Source organism: Sorangium sp. KYC3313 (assembly GCF_052075895.1).
GTDB classification, from domain to species: domain Bacteria; phylum Myxococcota_A; class Polyangia; order Polyangiales; family Polyangiaceae; genus Sorangium; species Sorangium cellulosum_B.
In genome coordinates, this window is the sequence record NZ_CP197255.1 from 5510879 (window position 1) to 5528985 (window position 18107).

The following is an 18107-nucleotide window of genomic DNA, read 5'->3' on the forward strand; positions in this document are numbered from 1 at the left end:
TTTGATAATGGGGATATACAGGAGCGTTTCCGAATGGTAACTTAAACTTGGCCGCGACTCGACCTCAAACGCCGGGACCCAACTCCGAAAGGGGGATCAACATGTTCCTTAGCTGTATGCGGACTGTTGCGCTGCTCGCAATACCTCTGGTTACTACCGCCTGCATCGGGGCGGAGCTCGACGAAGCGTCGATCGATGAAGCATCCGAAGAAGCAATCGGGGAGGCCGAGGCTGCGGTTGAAAGCAACAACGGCATCTTCCCTAATGCGATTGGCCGGAATGCCCTCACCTTGTCCTCGTTCTCGCCCAGGGATCTCAGCCTGAGCGCGCTCTCCTGGGGTGCGTTCAACCAGAACGTGCGCGCAGCTCTCCAGAATCCAGGACCGGACGGCGCCATGTCAAGGCAGCTCGTTCAGTACGTTGTGAGCTGTGCGCTGAGGCAGAATCAGTCGCTCTCGTTCACCTGGACCGACAGCGGCGGTGTGAGTCACCCGGAGACATACACTGGCTTCCTTGGGATGGCGGACTGGTGGGTGTACGGTCCACTCACAGATCCCTTCTACCAGCGCTACATCACCGCGTGTCTTGCAGCACGGACGAACTGGTACGGCGTCTCTGTGCAAATATCCTTGCGCGCCAGCCAGACGTCCATGGCCTCGTCGATTCCGGAGCGCTGGGCCTACCTGGTGAGGGAGGGCGCGTTCTGGGGGAATGTGTTCTCCACAACACCGTACGTGCGCGCCTGTTACTCGCCGCCCGGGGTCGCTCGTGCACGGGCTCTGCAGCGAGATTGTGCGGCAGGTCACCTCGGCGTTGACCCGGTGACCGGGGCGACGATCACGCAGCAGTGTGGTCCCATCGAGATCGTGGGCTCGTGCGATACTCTGTGCGGCTCGGTGAGCTCCGACGGCGGATTCTACTCCCAATGTCTCGAGAACCCCGCAATCTCGTCCACGGTACGCACGGATGTGGTGATCACGTCCTTCCTGCCGCAGTAGGATTGGGCATGGGCTCCGAGGCCCTGCGGGACAAGGATCTCGAGCAAGCGCCGGCAGAGTCTCGGCGGTGTCCGTCGTGCGGGCGGCGGAACCTGGGCCTGTGCCCCGAGTGTCCGCTGCCCGAGCCGCAGCCCTACGACGAGGCGACCCCGCCGGATATCACCGAGGTCGTCGCGGTCTCGTTCCCTCGCTTCCCCGGCTACCGGACACGCAAGGTGCTGGGGCAGGGCGGCTTCGGGACCGTGTTCGAGGCCGAGCCCGAGGGGGGCGGAGAGCCGGTGGCGATCAAGCTCGCGCGCGCCGAGCGTCACGGGGCGGGGTGGCGGCTCCGGCGCGAGGTCGAGGCGCTCCTGGCCGTGGGGGTGCCCCACGTGCCCGCCGTGCACGCGTGGGGCACGTTGGAGGACGGCCCCCCCTACGCCGTCCTCGCGCGCGTCGACGCGCCGACGCTGGCCGCGCGCCTCGCCGTGCGCCCCGCGCCAGGAATCGAGGAGGCCGCTCGGCTCGGCCTCGCGACGCTCGCCTCGCTCGAGGCCGTCCACGCGCGCGGCTACGTGCACTGCGACATCAAGCCCGAGAACATCTTCGTCGACGGTGCCGGGAAGGCGACCCTCATCGACCTCGGCATCGCCCGTGTCGTGGGGCGGCGCGACGGCGCGCAGGACGATGATCTGGCGCTCGGGACCGCGGAGTACATGGCCCCCGAGCAGTCCGCCGAGCGCGCCGATCTCGACGCGCGCACCGATATCTACGCGATGGGCGTCATCCTGTACGAGCTCTTCGCGGGCCGGCCGCCCTTCTGGGGGCCGCGGGCGGCGGTGCTGGAAGCCCACAGGAGCCGGAGGCCCCCGCGCCTCTCGGCGCGCGCGGCCGTGCCGCGGACGATCGAGGAGGTGGTGCACCGCTGCCTGGCCAAGGATCGGGGCGCGCGGTTCGCCAGCGCGACCGAGCTCCGCGCCGCGCTGGAGCGCGCGCTCAGGGACGAGCGCACCGCGTGCGAGCGCGACGGGCCGCGCACGGCGGGCGGCGCCCAGCGCCGCGCGGTGGGGCTCCTGTTTTTCGAGGGCGCGGCCGATCGGGTGGTCGTGCAGCGCCGGATCCGGGCGCTGGGCGGCGATCTCGCGCACGCCTCCGGCTCGCGCTACGTGGCGGTCTTCGGCCACGAGGGCGCGGCGAGCCCCGCGCGGCACGCGCAGCGCGCGGCCGACGAGCTCCTGCGCGGCGGGCTGTGCGAGCGGGTGCTCATCGATCTCGCGCCCGTCTCGGTCCAGGCCCGACCGGGCGGGGCGACACGCTTCCTGAGCCCGCTCTTCTCACGCGCCGAGCGGTGGCCGGCGGCGCCGGGGCCGCCGGGGCCGTTCCTCACGCCCGCGGCCGCGGCCGCGCTCCCCGAAGCGCCCGTCGCAGCAGACGCAGAGCTCGTGCGCGAGCCCGCGAGCAGCACCGGAGGAGAGGGGCGCGACGCGACGGATCCCGAGGCTTTCATCGGTCGCCACGATGTCCTCGACCCCCTGCTGCATAGCGCGGAGGAGGCGCTCCGCCTCCGACAGCCCACCGTCGTGTCGGTGATCGGCGAGCCCGGCTACGGGAAGAGCCGCCTCTTCGTCGAGCTCGGCAAGCAGCTCCGCGCGCGCTTGCCGCACGCCCACCTGATCGATCTGCGCGGGCAGGAGCCGACGAGCGGCGTCTCGGACGCGACGCTCCAGGAGCTCGTGCGTGAGGCGCTCGACGTGCCCGATGCGCCACCGCAGAGCGGCGCCCGCGCCATTCTCGTGGAGCGGCTCGGTCCGGTGCTCGGCGAGGAGCTCGGCTCGGGGTTGGCGATGGCGCTCGGGTGGGTGGACGAGCGGGCGGGCGGCGAGGTCTTCCCCGAGATCGAGGCGCTCGAGGCCGCGCCTGGTGCGCTGCGCTCCGCGCGCGTGCGGGCGGCGGGCGAGTGCTTGCGTCGGCGCGCGGCCGTCGCGCCCGTCATCGTCGTCCTCGACGATGCACACTTCGCGCATGACGTGACGCTTGCGGCCCTCGAGTACGCCGCGCTTGCGGATGGCGCCGCTCCTCTGTGGATCTGCGCGATGGGGCGTCCGGCGTTCGCGGAGGCGCACCCCGCCTGGGGCGAGCGGGCCGCGCGGCGCGAAAGGGTGCGGCTCGGCCCTCTGGACACCGAGAGCGCGCGGGCGCTGTGCCGGCGGCTGCTGCTGCCTGCGCGGGGCGTGCCCGAGCTGGCGATCGATCGCCTGATCGAGCGCTCGCAGCAGGTGCCGTTGCTGCTCGTGGAGCTCGTGCACGGGCTCAAGCGCGAGGGGATCCTGCGGCGGCATCCGAAGGGCGACGCGTGGTATCTGGCGACCGACGAGCTCGAGCGCCTGCCCGTCTTGCCGCTCATCGATCAGCTGGCGCGGGGCGAGATGGCGGCGCTGGGGCCGGCGCTCGGGGCGCACGCGCGGCTCATCTCGCTGCTCGGCGCCGAGGTGTCGCTCGACGAGATCGAGGGCGTGCTGAACCAGCTGGATCAGCGCGGTGAGGGCGCGGCTTTCCCGCTCGACGCGCGCGTCGGGACCGAGCGCCTTGTCGAGGCCGGCGTGCTGGTCGCCGGTCGGAAGGGCCGGTTCGCCTTCCGTCACTCCCTCGTGCGCGAGGCGAACGCGCAGGGGATCGCCGAGGCGGAGCGGCGGCAGATCCACCTGGCCGCATACGAGCACCACCGGGATGCGGTCCACGAGAGCGAGGAGCAGCGGCGGTTCAAGATCGCATTTCATGCGGCCGAGGCGGGGCTCGCCGCGATCGCGGCCGAGGCCTACCTGGAGCTCGCCGAGCGAGCGCGGGCGCGGCACGCCTACGTCGAGGCGGAGCTCCACTACAGCCGCGCCCTCGCGCAGCCGGTCGAGGAGCGCGGGGTGCGGCGGAGGGCGGCGTACCGGGGTCGGGGCCTGATGCGCTACCGGCTGGGGCGCTACCACGATGCGCTCGGCGATCTCGAGCGCGCGCGTGCGATGGCCGTGGAGGAGGGCGACGCGATCGAGCAGATCGAGATCCTGCTCGACGAGGCGACGGCGCTCGACTGGATGGACGACTACGGGCAATCGAAGGAGCGGGTGGAGCAGGCGATGGCGCTCGTGCGGGGCGGTCTGTCTCCGGCGCTCGCGGCGCGTCTCTCGATGGGGGTGGCGCGCTCGCTCGTCCGCGAGAACCGCGAGAAGGAGGCGGCGCCGCAGCTCGAGCTCGCTGCCGAGCAAGCCGAAGCCTTGGGCGACGAGGCCTACGAGACGTTCGTGGTGTCGATGCTCCTTTTGAGCTTCATCTATCCTGGGCTGGGCAAGCTGGACGAGGCAGGGGTGGCGCTGGAGCGGACGATTCGGATGTGCGAGTCGCGTGGCGACCTCCTGCACCTCGGGCCTGCGATCAGCAACCGCGCGCTCCTGCGCGCGCACCTCGGGGACAACGAGGGGATGATCCTGGATCTCTGTCGCGTCCTGGCCATCTCGCGCGAGCTGGGCCTCGGAGCGATGGAGCTCATGGGGGAGTTCAACCTCGGCGAGTACCTCTACCTGATGGGCAACCTGGAGATGGCGACGCCGCACGTCGAGCGGGTCGTGTCGCTGGAGCGCCAGCAGCGGGGGGACGAGGCGCTGCCGCTGGTGCAGCTCCTTCTGGCCCGGCTGCTCCTTTACCGGGGCGACGAGAGCAAGGCGCGTGAAATCATCGAAGCGATCCGGGTCCAGCAGGCGAAGCTGGCCGCGGAGGGGCGCGAGGGCATGGAGATGGCTCCCGCGGAAGAAGTGCAGTGGTCGATGATCGACCTGGCGACGCGGGACGCGAGCGACGAGGAGTGGGACGAGCTCGAGGAGCGATCGGCCCGCTTTTTCGTGGGGCAGGAGCAGATCGAGGTCATCGAGGCGCGGGCGCGGGCGCGCTCACGGTGCGGTCGTCACGCGGAGGGTGCGGCGGCGCTCGAGCGGGCGATCGAGGTGGCTGGGCGGATCCCCAACGTCATGCGGGAGCGGCTCGATCGGCAGCGGCGCAGCTAGCGCCGGGCGCGCCGGCTCACCGCGGGACAGCCGCCGCGGCGCGGCGCGGTGGGTCGTCGCGGTGGGAGACGCCCGCGACGGCGCCCTTTGCGCCCGGGTGCGCAGCGGGGTCGCCCGTCGCGTCGAACAGGGCGAGCGCCCTCGAATAATCGAGCGCCGCCCCGGCGGTGTCGCCCCGCTCGCAGCGCAGATCGGCGCGCGCGTGGAGCACCGCGGCCTGGCCCGCGCTGTCCCCGAGCTCCTCGAAGAGCCGCAGCGCGTCCTCGTAGTCGCGCTGCGCGCCCGGGAGCGCGCCCCGCTGGCGGCGCAGGTCGCCGCGGGCCTTGAGCGCGGCGGCCTCGCCGCGGCGATCTCCGCTGTCCCGGTACAGCAGGATCGCATTGCCATAGTCGCGCGCCGCGAGCGCCGTCTGCCGCTCTCGCAGGCGCAGGTCGCCGCGGGCCTGCCACGTGCGCGCATGGGTCTGCTCGCACCCGAGCGCCCGGAGGAGATCCGGCTGCGGGAGCACCTCGCGCGCGGCGCGGGCGCGTGAGCTCGCCCCGCGACGCTCATCACGGCTGCTCGGCGGGGGCGAGCGCAGCTGGCTGAGGACGCGCTCCTCCACGCCCTCGAGGATGTAGAGCGCGCGGTCGTAGGCGCGCGCGGCGCCCGCGAGGTCCCCCTCCCTGAAGCACAGATCGCCCTGCGCCTTCAGCACGTTGGCCTCGCCCAGGCGATCGCGGCAAGCCCTGAGGAGCGTGAGCGCGCACCCGTAGTCGCTCGCGGCCCCCGCCAGCTCGTCCTGGTCGAGCCGGAGGTTGCCGCGCGCGAGCAACCCCATCGCCTCTCCGGCCCGGTCGGACGCCGCCTTGAACAGCGACAGCGCCCGCTCATGATCGCGCGAGGCGGCCGCGAGGTCCCCCTGCCGCCGGTGCACGTCGCCGCGGAGCAGGAGCGCCGTCGCCTGGCCACGCCCGTGCATGGCCGCCTCGAACGCGGCGAGCGCTTCGCCGTAGTCCGCCACGGCGGCCTCGAGCGCGCCCTCGGCGAGGCGCCGGTTGCCGCGCGCGAGCAGCTCCTTGGCGCTGCGGAAGACCTCGTCGTCGGCCGGCGGCGAGCTCCGCGCCGCCGCGCGCTGCGCGTTCGCGCGCACCGCCTTGCGGAGGACGTCGCGGTGACCAGGGCGGCCGCGCTCGCGAGCGGCCGGCGTCGCGCGGAGCGTCCCGAAGGTGCCGCGCCGCTTGCTCGCGAGCTCGGCGCGACGCGCGCTCTCGAGCGCCGCGAGCGCGCGCTCGCGCAGCTCGGGGAGCGCGTCGCCCGAGAGCCGCGCCGCCTCGTCGAGCAAGCGCTGCTGGAGCTCGGCCGGGAGCCCGAGATCGACCACCGTGCAGGCGTCGACGAGCGCCCGCGCCAGCACCTCGGCGCCGCGCTCGCCGTCCCGGAACGGCGCGAGGTCGAGGGCCGCGAAGAGCTCGCAGGCGACGCGCCGGCGCGACGCCGCCTCCGGCCGCCCCTCGGCCGCGGCCGCCCAGAACAGCAGCGCCTGCATCGCGTCCGCCGACCCCCGGTGGAGCGCGTCCCAGCGCCTCGCGTCGGCCGCCGCGTCCTCGCGGGCCGCGGCGCGCACGGGAGGCGTCATCGTGAAGGTCTGCGGGCCCTGCTCGAGCGACACCACCCGCCCATGCACGAGCAGCTGGAGCGGCCGCGCCGCGGAGGGCGCCGGCTTCCCCGCCGCGGCGGCGACCACCTCCAGCGGAATGCCCGCCGCGGGCAGCACGGCGAGCGCATGCACCACCCGGCGCGCCTCCTCGCCGAGCGACTCCAGCGCGTCGCCGAGCACCAGACCCACGATCTCCCCCTCGGGTCCCCCCGGGTCCAGCTGCGCCGCGTTCTTCCGCAAATACGCCTCGGCCGACATTCCCGTCCGTCGCAGCGTGGCTGCGGCGATCTCGATCGCGGCTGGCAGATACCCGAGCGCAGCGACGAGCGCATAGGCCCACTGGACCTCCGCGGCGGGCGGCGCGTCCGTCCCCCATGCACCCTGGGAGAGGACGGACATCGCAGCGGATACGGAGAGCGCCGAGACGCTGAGCTCGGCCATCTTCCGATCTCCGGACGTGGAGCGGAACCTCAACATATCGCCTCTGTCATTCCAGAAGAGCTGGTTGTCCGAGCAGGCGCCGTCCGGCTCTCGGCCCGCGGCGACATGCCTGCTGGCCCCCAATCAGCCTGGAGATTGACGTCTCGAAGCCTGTGTCCACGAGCTTAGCGCGGCGCGCGACAGGCTCAACGGCCTTCCAGGTTTTCATGCGATCCCCGCGGCGAATTCGCGGCGAACCAGCCCGCGCTGGCACGCGTCCGGCAACGGCTCGCCGATCATGGGAAAGCGCGCTCGACGAAGCGGAACGACGGGATCCTGCGCCGGACGCTCGCTCCTTGTCGCCGGCTCGTATGTCCCCCGGTCGGGTCGAGGAGAGAAGATCCTGCCCATCTCCGCGGGCCCCGCGGCGAGGCGGGAGGTTCGGGCGGAAGGCCGTGGGCGCGAGATCCGGGTCGGAGACGAGATCCTTTATGTGACCGAGACGGGCACCGGCAAGACCGCGGTGCTTCTGCCCAGCATGCTGATCGACGGCGCGACCTACCAGCCAGCGGTCGAGGCGATGGCGCGCCACGCGCGGGTGGTCGTCCTGGAGCTGCCCGGCTCGGGCCGCGCCTCGCGGCTGCGCGCGCCGTGGACCCTGGAGCGGTACGCGCGCTGCGTCGCCGAGGCCTTGCGGGCTTTGCGCCTCGAGCGCGTCACGCTGATCGGCCACTCGCTGTCTGGCGCCGTGGCGCTGATCGTCGCGGCGCTGCACCCCGAGCGGCTAACCGGGGTCGTGCTCGTCGATTCCATCGGATTCAACCCGCCGGGCTCGGTCCTTTCGCTCGTCCTCGCCCGCGCGGCCGAGGCGCTGCTGGCGCCCCGCTTCGTCGCGCGGGGGACGCCTGCTCTCCTCCACAACCTGCTCTTCCACGCGCGGAGCGCGCTGAGCCTCCTGCGGATCGCCGCGACCGCGGATCTGAGCGGTTACGCGGCGCGCGTGCGGGTGAGGACGCTGCTCGCCTGGGGCGCGCGCGATCTCACGGTGCCGATCGGCTCGGCCCTCGCCATCCAACGCTTGATCCCCGACTCGACCCTTGTCGTCTCCTCGAAGGGAAGCCACGACTGGATCGTGGAGCGACCAGCCGAGTTCGCGGACGCGGTGGCGAGGTTCATGGCGGGCAACGGCGGAGCAGCCTGAGCAGGGGGGTATCGTGGAGCGCCGCCATGCGCTACCCTTGTCGCGGCGGTCTTCGGCGTGAACCTCAGGGAGCATGGCGCGCGGCGCGAGCCGAGCCGCCATAGCAGGGAGCGGGGCTTGACTGGTTTGTGGCGCCTGCTGGAACAGGCCGCGAGGTGGGCGCGGCGCGCGACCCCGCTCCTCGCGCTCCTCGCGACGATGGCGCTGTGCCTCCCCGCCCGCGGCGAGACGGCGGCGCCCGCCGCGGGCCCGGGCGGCGCGGCCGGAGCCCCCGCGCCGCCGGGCCCGCGGCCGCTCCCGCCGATCCCCGGCGCGGGGAAGGTCACCGTGGTCGCGATCTCCGGGACGATCGATCTCGGCCTCTCGCCCTTCCTGGAGCGCGTCGTCGCCGCCCAGGGGGAGGGCGACCTCCTCGTGCTCGACATCAGCACGCTCGGCGGCCGCATCGACGCCGCGCTCGCCATCCGGGACGCGCTGCTCCGGGCGCGCGTCCGCACGGTGTGCTGGGTCAACCCGCGCGCGATCTCGGCCGGAGCGCTCATCTCGCTCGCCTGCGATGTCATCGCGGTCGCCCCCGGCGCCACCCTCGGCGCGGCGACGCCCGTGCAGATCGGCGAGGGCGGCGAGATGAAGCCTGTCGCCGAGAAGGTCGTGTCCTACATGCGGAAGGAGATGCGCGCGACCGCGGAGGCGAAGGGGCGGCGCGGCGACATCGCCGAGGCCATGGTCGACGCCGACGTGGAGGTCCCCGGCCTCGACGAGAAGGGGAAGCTGCTCACGCTGGACGGCGCGCAGGCGCTCGCGTGGGGCGTCGCCGAGGTGCAGGCCGGGAGCGAGGCAGACCTCTTCGGCGCACTGGGCCGCCCCCAGCCCGCGGAGATCATCCGCCCGCGCCCCAGCTTCGCCGAGGAGCTCGCGCGCTTCCTCTCGGATCCCACGCTCTCCGGGGTCCTCATGACCCTCGGGATGCTCGGCATCCTCCTCGAGCTCTACGCGCCGGGCCACGGCGTCCCGCTCGCCGTCGGTCTCTCGTGCCTCGCGCTGTTCTTCTTCGGGCACCACGTCGTGAAGCTCGCCGGCTGGGAGGAGCTCGCGCTCTTCGCCGTCGGCGCGATCCTCATCGCGGTGGAGATCTTGGTCCCGGGGCACATCGTCCCTGGGGTCGCGGGCGCCGCGTGCGTGGCGAGCGCCCTCCTCCTTTCGCTCCTCGATCTCGAGCGCGTGCCGGTCGACGTCGCCTGGCACGCCGGTTGGCTGCCGCGCGCCCTCGCCTCGGTGTGCGGCTCGCTCGCGGCGACGGCGGCGCTCGCCGTGGGCGCCGCCCGCGTCGCGCCGAGGACGCGCTTCGGGCGGCGGTTCGTTCTGGACGCGGCGATCCGCGGCGTCGCCGTCGGAGGGCCTCCCGAGGGCCCCGCGGCGCCCGCGTCGCTCGTGGACCGGCTCGGCACGGCCGCGACCGATCTGCGCCCCTCGGGCAAGGTCGCGCTCGACGGCCGCCGCGTGGAGGCGCTCTCGGAGCTCGGCTACGTCGAGGCCGGCGCCCGCGTGCGGGTGATCCGCGCGGAGGGGGGCCGGGTCGTCGTGAGGGCGGTCGCGCGCAGCGCGGACGAGGAGCGCGGAGCGTGACGCCCGCGCTGCTCGTCGTCGCGCTGCTCGTGGTGGGGCTCGTGCTGCTCGCCATCGAGGTGCTGGTCATCCCCGGCGTCGGCCTCGTCGGGCTCCTCGGCGGCGCCGCCGTGCTCGGCGCGGTCGCGCTCGCATGGGCGGCCCTCGGGGTCGGCTACGGCCTGCTCGCCCTGGGCGCCGGCGTCTGCGTGACGGGGCTCCTGTTCTGGGCCGTCCCGAGGACGCCGGTGGGCCGCAAGATGGTGCTGCTCGAGACCCAGCGGAGCGGGCGTGGCCCGGACGCGCGGCTCGCCGCGCTGGCCGGCAAGGAGGGCAGGGCGCTCACGCCGCTCCGCCCCGCCGGCACGGTCGAGATCGAGGATCGCGCGGTCGATGTCGTGACCGACGGCCTCTACGTGGAGGCTGGCACGCCTGTGCGGGTCGCGAGCGTGGAGGGGAATCGGGTCGTCGTCGAGCCGCGCGAGCCCTAGCGAGCGCGCGAGAGGCGGCCCTTCACGGACAGGGACGGGTGGAGAGGGATATGGAGATCATCTCGGTCATCGTGATCGGCGGGCTCGTGCTCGTCGCCATCGTCGCGACGCTGTACATGGTGCCGCTCCGGCTGTGGGTCGCCGCGCAGGCGTCGGGCGCCGGGGTCTCGATGCTCACGCTCATCGCGATGCGCCTGCGCCGGGTGCCGCCCGATCAGATCGTCAACGCGCGGATCAGCGCCGTGAAGGCGGGTCTCGAGGGGGTGTCCGTCGACATGCTCGAGGCCCACTACCTGGCCCGCGGGCGGGTGGAGGCGGTCGTCAACGCGCTCATCTCGGCCGGCAAGGCGGGGATGGAGCTCGATTTCTCGCGCGCGGCCGCGATCGATCTCGCCGGCCGCAACGTGCTCGAGGCGGTGGCGATGTCGGTGAACCCGCGCGTCATCGAGACCCCGAAGGTCTCGGCCGTCGCCAAGGACGGTATCCAGCTCCTCGCGATCGCGCGCGTGACCGTGCGCGCCAACATCGATCGCCTCGTCGGCGGCGCGGGCGAGCAGACGGTGCTGGCCCGCGTCGGCGAGGGCGTCGTCTCGACCATCGGCTCGGCCGACGACTACAAACACGTCCTCGAGAACCCGGATACCATCTCGAAGAACGTGCTCAAGAAGGGCCTCGACGCGGGGACGGCGTTCGAGATCCTCTCCATCGACATCGCCGACGTCGACGTCGGCTCCAACATCGGCGCGAAGCTCCAGACGGAGCAGGCCGAGGCGGACAAGCAGGTGGCGCAGGCCAAGGCGGAGTCGCGCCGCGCGCTGGCGGTCGCGCAGGAGCAGGAGATGAAGGCCAAGACGCAGGAGATGCGGGCGAAGCTCGTCGAGGCGGAGTCGACGATCCCGCTCGCCGTCGCGGAGGCGCTCCGCACGGGCAAGCTCGGCGTCATGGACTACTACAACATGCGCAACGTCATCGCCGACACCGAGATGCGCCAGGGCATCGCCGGCACCACGGGGGGCAAGCCCGATCCCGTCGGGGAGTCGTGAGGTGCCGCCGCGCGACCCACCGAGCCCGCTCCTCGCGTGGCTCGGCCGCCGCGACGCGCTCGTGCGGCGCTTCGTCCTGGCCGAGGTGCTCGGCCCGCCCCGGGCGCTATCGCCGCGCTCTGCGCGGCCGGAGGGCGGCGCGGCCTGCGAGCCGCGCCCCGACGACGCTGGACGGGCGCCATGCATGACATCGACCTCGAGAAATACGTCGGCGCCCTCCTCGGAGTGATCTGGGCGATCGTCAAGCTCGCGAGCATGTACGGGAGCCTGCAAGCCAGGCGCGCCGAGCGCGCTGCGCGTGCCGCCGCGCGGCCCGGCGGCGCGGACGCCCCGCGGAGCGAACCAGCGCTCGTCGACGCCGCGCCGGGGAGCGGTACGGGGAGCGATACGGGGCTCGCCGATGTCGCGCCGCCGAGCGCCGCGCCGTGGGCGGGGATGGCGTTCGGCGCCCCCCGCGCGCCCGACGCCGACCGGCTGCGCGTGGTGCTCCTGCGGCTCGCCGAGCTCGAGCAGAGCGCCGCGGCGCTCGGCGACGTGGTGCGTCACGAACGGGCGAACCGGCGCTTCACGGACGCGCTCCTCGGGGCCGTCCCGCGCGAGATCGGGCGCCTGCGCGCCGCCGTCGACGCGGGCCTCGCGGCGCGCGAGGCGGAGGACGCGGCGGACACCATCGAGCTCGTCGTGGGCGAAATCGCGGTGCTCGTGCGGCAGCGCCGCGACCCGTCGCTCCTGCCCGAGCTCGGCGACGCGGATGCCCTCGCCGACGCCTGCTACGCCCCCGTGATCGCGTTCGCGCGGGCGGAGGGGCTGCCGCTCCGGAGCGGAGCGCCGGCCACGCAGCTCACGGGTTTCGATCTCGCGATCTGGACGGGCTTCATCCCGACGTCGATCGCGCCCATCTTCCTCCCTGTCGACTTCTTCTCGACCCCGCTGCGCTGGCCGGCGCTCGCGCACGAGATAGGCCACGATTTCCTGGCCTCGGTCGACGGCCTCGAGCCGGCCCTGCGCCGCGAGCTCGGCCTGGGGGGCGAGCAGGTGCGCCCGCTCGCGCCGGACGGCGATCGCATCGCGGCTCCCGCGCTCAGGCGGATGTTCGGCGTGTGGTTCGAGGAGATCTTCTGTGACGTCTTCGGCACGCTCATGTTCGGCCCCGCCTACGTGCTCACGATGAGCGAGCTGTTCTTCCAGGAGGACGAGCCGTACGCGTCCATCGCCGTCCAGACGGACGTGACCGGCGCGCGTTATGACGAGCACCCTCCGCCGCACCTGCGCGTGCTCATCGGGTGCATGGTCCTCGAGCGGGGCGGGCTCAACGAGGACGCGCGCGCCCTGCGGGAGGCGTGGGCGCGCCGCCACGCCGAGGTGAGCCTCGATGACCTGCTCTTGCCCGTGAGGGGCGCCTTTCGCCCCGTCCCGCTGGCGCCCTTCGCCACCATGGCCGCGTGGATCGTGGAGCGCCTCTATGCCGGCCCGCTCACCGCCCTGTCCGGCTTCGGTCTGCAGGACATCAGCGGGCTCGACTACGGCCCGCACGAGCGCCAGGAGGCGTCGCGCGCGCGCGACGCGCTGCTCGCCGGCCGGGTCCCCGCCGTCCTCGACGCCCGGGCGCTCCTCACGGGCGCGGTCCTGGCGGCGCATCGGGCGCCCGCGCAGTCGCTGTCGATCCTCATCAGGGCGCGCGCCGCGATCCCGGCGCTCGGCACGGCCGAGCGGCGACCCGACGCGTTCGGGTCGCGCCTCGACGTGTCCAGCGTCGCGCTGGACCGCCGCGCCGTGGCGGAGGCGCTGCTCTTCCGAGAGGTCCTGCTGCCGCCGCGAGCGCTCCGTCCCCGCCGCCGCGCGCGCCTCTAGAGCGGCGGTCACCCGCTTCGGATACGGGCCCACCTCGACGTTTTCGGTGCTCAGCGCACCGGAGTGCGCTTCCGCGCCGAAAACGCCGATCTGGGCCCGTCTCCTGTGCGGGTGACCGCCGCTCTGCTGGGCATGTAGCGTGGGCCCGTCTCCTGTGCGGGAGAGCGCCGCTCTGCTGGGCATGGTGGCTGGGCCCGTCTCCTGTGCGGGGGACCGTCGCTCTGCTGGGCATGGTGCAGAGGTGGGCGGAAACCGCCGTAGAGCGGGGCGCGGCGCGGATCAGATGGCGTCGAGCTCGGCCGCGCCCTGCGTGGGGTGAGCCGCCTGGATCGTGGGCGCCCGCGGCGCGGCGAGGCTGCCCGCCGCGATCAGGGGCAACGACGCCCGCGGCGGGGGGATGCTCTCCGAGCGGAGCTTCATGAGCTCCTCGCGCTGATGCTTCCACACGGTCCGGTAGCGGAAGAACGGCACGGCCGGGTAGAGGTGGTGGATCAGGTGATACGTCTGCCCGAAGAGCAGCACGTTGAACAGCGCGCTGTCGACCGCGCGCGTCGCGCTGTACCGGTCCTGCGTCGCGGTGATCTCGTGGGGGTAGTGAGGCAGGTAGTCGAAGGCGAATGCGAGGAAGAAGATCGCCAGCCGCGCCGGCAAGATCCAGTAGAGGAGCGCGAGCTCGCCATAGCCGAGCCCGAAGGCCAGCGCCACGAGCGCGAGCATGGCCGCGAGCGACGCGACCGTCTCGATCCGCTCCGCGCGCTTCTGCGCGTGGTAGGAGCGCAAAAATAGATAATAGTAGTGGAGATCCTGTGTCGCCCAGCGGAGCGGCAGGAGGTACCACGGGCCGCGCCCACTCCAGTAGTCGGGATCCCGGTCCGCCTCGTTCGTGTGTTTGTGATGCTCGAGGTGGAAGTGACGCACCGCCAGGAACGGCGCCATGAGCAGCAGCCCGGACAGCCGCCCGATCACGCCGTTCAGCAGCGCGGAGCGCGCCAGCGACCGATGCGACGCCTCGTGCATCGGCGTGAAGGCGGCATACGCGGCGACCGCCGCCGCGAGCACGGCCGGAACGGTCGACACCGAGCCCGCGATGCCCGCGTAGACGGCCGTCGCCCAGAGGGCGTACGACCCGGCGAAGAGCGCCACCGTCGGCCACTCGATCGTCCGGGTCTGCAGCAAGCCGCTGTCGAGCGGCAGGACGCTCCAGAGCGCCGGCCGCCCGGAAGGTCTCCCCGACGGCCTGTCTAAGGGCCGCCCCGACGGCCTGCCCAAGGGCCGCCCGGACGGCCTGCCCGAGGGTCGGCTCGGGCACTTCTCGTCGTTGTTCCTCGTGGAACTCCAGACGGCTGGCCGCCCCGATGGACGACTGAGTCGGTTCTCGTCGTTGTTCATGGCGCTCAAAACTCCCGGGGGAAGCTTCGGATCTTCACGTTGGTGACAGCGAACGGTGGACACCGGATCAAGCGCAAACGAACGTTCGACCACTCGGGACCGCGTTCCAGGGATGGCACCGAGAGGTCGTCAGGGGTTAGCGACCTCCAGAGCGAGGCCGTCCACGACCATTCCCTCGGACGAACAGAGGAGCGCCATGGGCGGTCCCCCTGCGAGAGAAGGCGCGAGACGCTCGCAGGCGAGCACGAATTCAATCTAGCAGCCTAGCAACAGGAGCACAACGGGACTTTCGGAGCGTTGCGTTGAGCTTTCTGGTTGGCTGGATTCCAGAAGCAGCGTCGTTTGTTTCGGTTTGCGACGGTCGCGTCGGTTGCGTCGGTTACGTCGGTTACGTCGGTTGCGACGGTTACGTCGGTCGCGTCGGTTACGTCGGTCGCGTCGGTTACGTCGGTTACGTCGGTTACGACCGTTGCGATCGACGCAACCGTTGCGTTGGTTTGCGACGACTTCGTCCACCTGCGTCAGCTTGCGTTGGCTCGTGGCGGCGTTCGCGGCGGCGTGGGTTGGCGTTGGCGTTGGCGCCGCTGCTGTTGTCCGAGGAACAGGCCCGGAGCGCCGCGCTGACGCTGCCATCATGGCGCGCGTCGAAACAGTGCGCTTGGCACATTCCGCTAGACATGGCCGTGTGTCGACGCGTTGCCGTCCCGCAGCATTGCGCTCACCTCGTGGGCACAACCCCATGCCAGCGTGTATCCCGAACCGCCGTGGCCGTAGTTGTGGATCACACGGCCTTCACGCTCGACCCGCACGGTGCTCCGATAAGGGCGCAGCCCGGCGCGTGAGCCGAGCAAGCGGCCTGGCTTGATCCCGGCCGCGCGCACCCGCTGGAGCATTGCGTCAGCAAGCTCGGGATCAGGCGTCAACGGGCGATCGTCGCGCGACGGGATGAAACAACCGCCAATCACGATCTCGCGACGCCTTGGGATGACATAAACGAGCGCCGATTCGTCCCTTTCATCACCCAGTGCGACATCTGGGGGGATCTCGCCTGGTTCGACGATCGCCACCTGGCCGTAGACACCGATGAGCTCGCCGTCGCCGGTGAGCGCGCGCGCCCCGAGCCCGGTGCAGTTCACGATGCAGTCGCCCTCGACCTCGGCGAGCGATCGCACGTGCTCGGTGCGCACTGGACTGTCGAGCTGCGCCTCCAGCCAGGGCAGGTGCAACGAGGGCTCGATGCGCGGCGCCGTGAATCGCAGGCTGTACGGCGCGCCCAGCGGGTGGGGTCCAGGCTCGAGCGCGAGGTCCGGGACGCTCGGAGCCCACCACGGCAGGCGCGTGTCGTCCGCGGCCTCGCGTGCGGTCAGGAGATCCACGCCCGCCTCCGGGTGTTCGTTCGCGATGCGCGTGAGCTCATCGAGGCTCCTCGAGGACCACGCGTTGACGCGATCGGGCGGGTTCGCCAGGAAAGGATGCCACAGCGCGGCCGCGACCGCGGACGTCGTGCGCGCGCCGCGCGCCGCTGCGATCACCTGCACCCGGTGGCCGTCGCGCTGGAGGACGACCGCCGTGGTCAACCCGATCACCCCTGCGCCCACGACGGTGATCTGCTGCCCTTGAGCCTGGCTCCGCGATGACGCCACGATCGCGCGCTCTAGCACGCCGCGCCTCGGCGTCGACATCGCACACCACGCCCGGCGTCGAATCCGGTCGTGTGGACGTCCCCTGATGTCCCGCGACGTCCCCTGATGTCCCGCGACGTCCCCTGATGTCCCGCGCCGTCCCGCTGTGTCCAGCGACGTCCGATCCACGGCCGTTTCCGCCCACCTCTGCACCATGCCCAGCAGAGCGGCGGTCTCCCGCACAGGAGACGGGCCCAGATCGGCGTTTTCGGCGCGGAAGCGCACTCCGGTGCGCTGAGCACCGAAAACGTCGAGGTGGGCCCGTATCCGAAGCGGGTGACCGCCGCTCTAGATGTTTCGTGCGCAGCGGGCGCCGATGTTGTTGACGCGGTCGATGGGATAACTGAAGTCGCGGTTGCCTGCGCGCACGTCCGTCGCCGGCGCGCGGTAGCTCCCGCCGCGGGTGACCCGCGTGGCGTCGCGATCGCCGTCCACGCGATGCACGCAGTCGATGCACGGCGTGGGGAGCGCGTCCCGCCACCAGTCCATCGTCCACTCCCAGAGATTCCCGGCCAGATCCGAGTGCCCCCATCGCCCGTCGCCGCGCGGCTTCGACCCGACCGGCAGGATGTCGCTCAGCGCGCAAGCCCCCGCGGCGCTTCCATCCCCGGTGCAGTTGTAGGAGGCGCGATCGCCGTCGATCCCGGAGCCCCAGGGGTAAGGTCGATGCTCGTCGCCACCGGCAGCCGCATAGTTCCACTCCGCCTCGGAGGGCAGGCGGCCGCCGTCCCACGCGCAGAACGCGAACGCCTCAAACCAGGTGATGCAATTGATCGGCAGCTCCTCGTTCGACCCGGGGGCGTCGGTCCACGTCCAGAGGCGATCGCCATTGCACTGCAGCGCCGCCCGGAGCGCCGCGGTGTCCGGCGCGAGCCGCGTGTTCCACCCCGCGATCCACCCGCTGCCGTTGACGTGGGGGTGCCGGCCAGCCCCGATGGCCGGCGGGCTCTCCTGCACGCCCTGCCCGGCATCCACGAACGCTCGGAATCGCCCCACCGTGATCTCGTACTTGTCCAGGCGGAAGTCGCTGACGGCCGCGGGGAACGCGTCGTCTGTGCTCGGCGTCCCGTCGTAGCCCCTCAGGAAAGTGCCACAGGGGACCATCCTGTTGCCGCAGCAGCTCGCGTCGCCCGGCCCGCAGCTGTCCCCGGCGCCCGGCCTGCCCCCCGCGCAGCTCGGAGGCATGACCATCACGTCCGTCGATCCGCACGTGTTCGGGCAACCCGGCTCCCCGCACTCGCACTGCATGCCGCCCGCGCACGTCACGCAGTCCCCGGTTCCATCACACGCCGCGCTGCCCTCTGCCCCGCAAGGGGTCCGCGCCGGCCTCGGCCGCTCCGCACACTCACCCTCGCTGCACACCGCTTCCATGCAGGCGCTCTGCGCTGGCGGGCAGTCCTCCACCGGGTCGACGCAGCTATCCGTCGCACCGCCGCTGCTGCTGCTGGCGCCGCTGGTGGTGGTCGTCGTGGTGGTGGCGTCGCTGCTGCTGGCGGTGGCGCTGCTGCCGCCGCCTGCCCCGCTTCCACCGCTCCCGTCGTCGTGGTCACCAGGGAAGTCACGCACCTTCGGGCTGCAACCCGAGACGAGAGAGGTGGCCACGATGAGCGCCAATTTTCTCATGTACGGCATCCTACGCGACCGGGCGCACCCCCGTCGCGATGGATGCCGTACCGGCCCGGAGCGTTGCAGCGCCCCGACCTGCGCCGGGCGCCGAGGCGCTCCGGGCGGCCGGGGTCGGTGGGCACCGTTCCATCGATGGC

General features: G+C 72.5%; 11 protein-coding genes. 7 read left to right on the forward strand and 4 right to left on the reverse strand.

Going from position 1 to position 18107, the window contains the following annotated elements:
- The first annotated feature begins 101 nt into the window (after nt 1-101).
- Both ACSRUE_RS21610 and ACSRUE_RS21615 read left to right on the forward strand, forming a co-directional pair.
- Entirely contained in the window at nt 102-998 is an 897-nt protein-coding gene (locus ACSRUE_RS21610) for a hypothetical protein (protein WP_441292645.1), read from the forward strand.
- An 8-nt stretch (nt 999-1006) separates the two neighbouring features.
- Nucleotides 1007-5023, forward strand: a complete 4017-nt coding sequence (locus ACSRUE_RS21615; protein WP_441292646.1) for a protein kinase domain-containing protein — start codon at nt 1007-1009, stop codon at nt 5021-5023.
- Between the two features lie 16 nt (nt 5024-5039).
- Here ACSRUE_RS21615 and ACSRUE_RS21620 read toward each other — a convergent pair whose 3' ends face one another.
- Entirely contained in the window at nt 5040-7103 is a 2064-nt protein-coding gene (locus ACSRUE_RS21620) for a hypothetical protein (RefSeq protein ID WP_441292647.1), read from the reverse strand.
- A gap of 472 nt (nt 7104-7575) precedes the next feature.
- Between ACSRUE_RS21620 and ACSRUE_RS21625 the strand changes: the two genes are divergently transcribed.
- From ACSRUE_RS21625 to ACSRUE_RS21645, 5 genes are all read left to right on the forward strand, one after another.
- A complete protein-coding gene (locus ACSRUE_RS21625; RefSeq protein WP_441292648.1) occupies nt 7576-8283 on the forward strand; it encodes an alpha/beta fold hydrolase in 708 nt (235 codons plus the stop codon).
- A 117-nt stretch (nt 8284-8400) separates the two neighbouring features.
- Entirely contained in the window at nt 8401-9909 is a 1509-nt protein-coding gene (locus ACSRUE_RS21630; protein WP_441292649.1) for an NfeD family protein, read from the forward strand.
- The gene (locus ACSRUE_RS21635) at nt 9906-10379 is read left to right on the forward strand and encodes an NfeD family protein (protein ID WP_441292650.1); all 474 of its coding nucleotides are present in this window, start codon (nt 9906-9908) and stop codon (nt 10377-10379) included. Before ACSRUE_RS21630 ends, ACSRUE_RS21635 begins: the two co-directional genes overlap by 4 nt.
- Nucleotides 10380-10429: 50 nt before the next feature.
- Nucleotides 10430-11422, forward strand: a complete 993-nt coding sequence (gene floA, locus ACSRUE_RS21640) for a flotillin-like protein FloA (protein ID WP_438031888.1) — start codon at nt 10430-10432, stop codon at nt 11420-11422.
- Nucleotides 11423-11602: 180 nt separating this feature from the next.
- A complete protein-coding gene (locus tag ACSRUE_RS21645) occupies nt 11603-13273 on the forward strand; it encodes a hypothetical protein (protein WP_441292651.1) in 1671 nt (556 codons plus the stop codon).
- 279 nt (nt 13274-13552) lie between these two features.
- On the opposite strand, the gene ACSRUE_RS21650 is transcribed toward ACSRUE_RS21645, so the two are convergent.
- The 3 genes from ACSRUE_RS21650 to ACSRUE_RS21660 form a co-directional block, all read right to left on the reverse strand.
- Nucleotides 13553-14449, reverse strand: a complete 897-nt coding sequence (locus ACSRUE_RS21650) for a fatty acid desaturase (RefSeq protein WP_437766082.1) — start codon at nt 14447-14449, stop codon at nt 13553-13555.
- 884 nt (nt 14450-15333) lie between these two features.
- On the reverse strand, nt 15334-16323 hold the full coding sequence (locus ACSRUE_RS21655) for an FAD-dependent oxidoreductase (protein WP_441292652.1): 990 nt from the start codon (nt 16321-16323) through the stop codon (nt 15334-15336).
- 309 nt (nt 16324-16632) lie between these two features.
- Entirely contained in the window at nt 16633-17967 is a 1335-nt protein-coding gene (locus ACSRUE_RS21660) for a formylglycine-generating enzyme family protein (RefSeq protein WP_441292653.1), read from the reverse strand.
- Nucleotides 17968-18107: the final 140 nt, after the last annotated feature.

Bases quoted from the DNA above. Each gene is read 5' to 3' on its own strand.
- ACSRUE_RS21610 (WP_441292645.1), top strand. From the start codon at position 102: ATGTTCCTTAGCTGTATGCGGACTGTTGCGCTGCTCGCAATACCTCTG.
- ACSRUE_RS21615 (WP_441292646.1), top strand. From the start codon at position 1,007: ATGGGCTCCGAGGCCCTGCGGGACAAGGATCTCGAGCAAGCGCCGGCA.
- ACSRUE_RS21620 (WP_441292647.1), bottom strand. From the start codon at position 7,103: ATGGCCGAGCTCAGCGTCTCGGCGCTCTCCGTATCCGCTGCGATGTCC.
- floA (WP_438031888.1), top strand. From the start codon at position 10,430: ATGGAGATCATCTCGGTCATCGTGATCGGCGGGCTCGTGCTCGTCGCC.
- ACSRUE_RS21645 (WP_441292651.1), top strand. From the start codon at position 11,603: ATGCATGACATCGACCTCGAGAAATACGTCGGCGCCCTCCTCGGAGTG.
- ACSRUE_RS21660 (WP_441292653.1), bottom strand. From the start codon at position 17,967: ATGAGAAAATTGGCGCTCATCGTGGCCACCTCTCTCGTCTCGGGTTGC.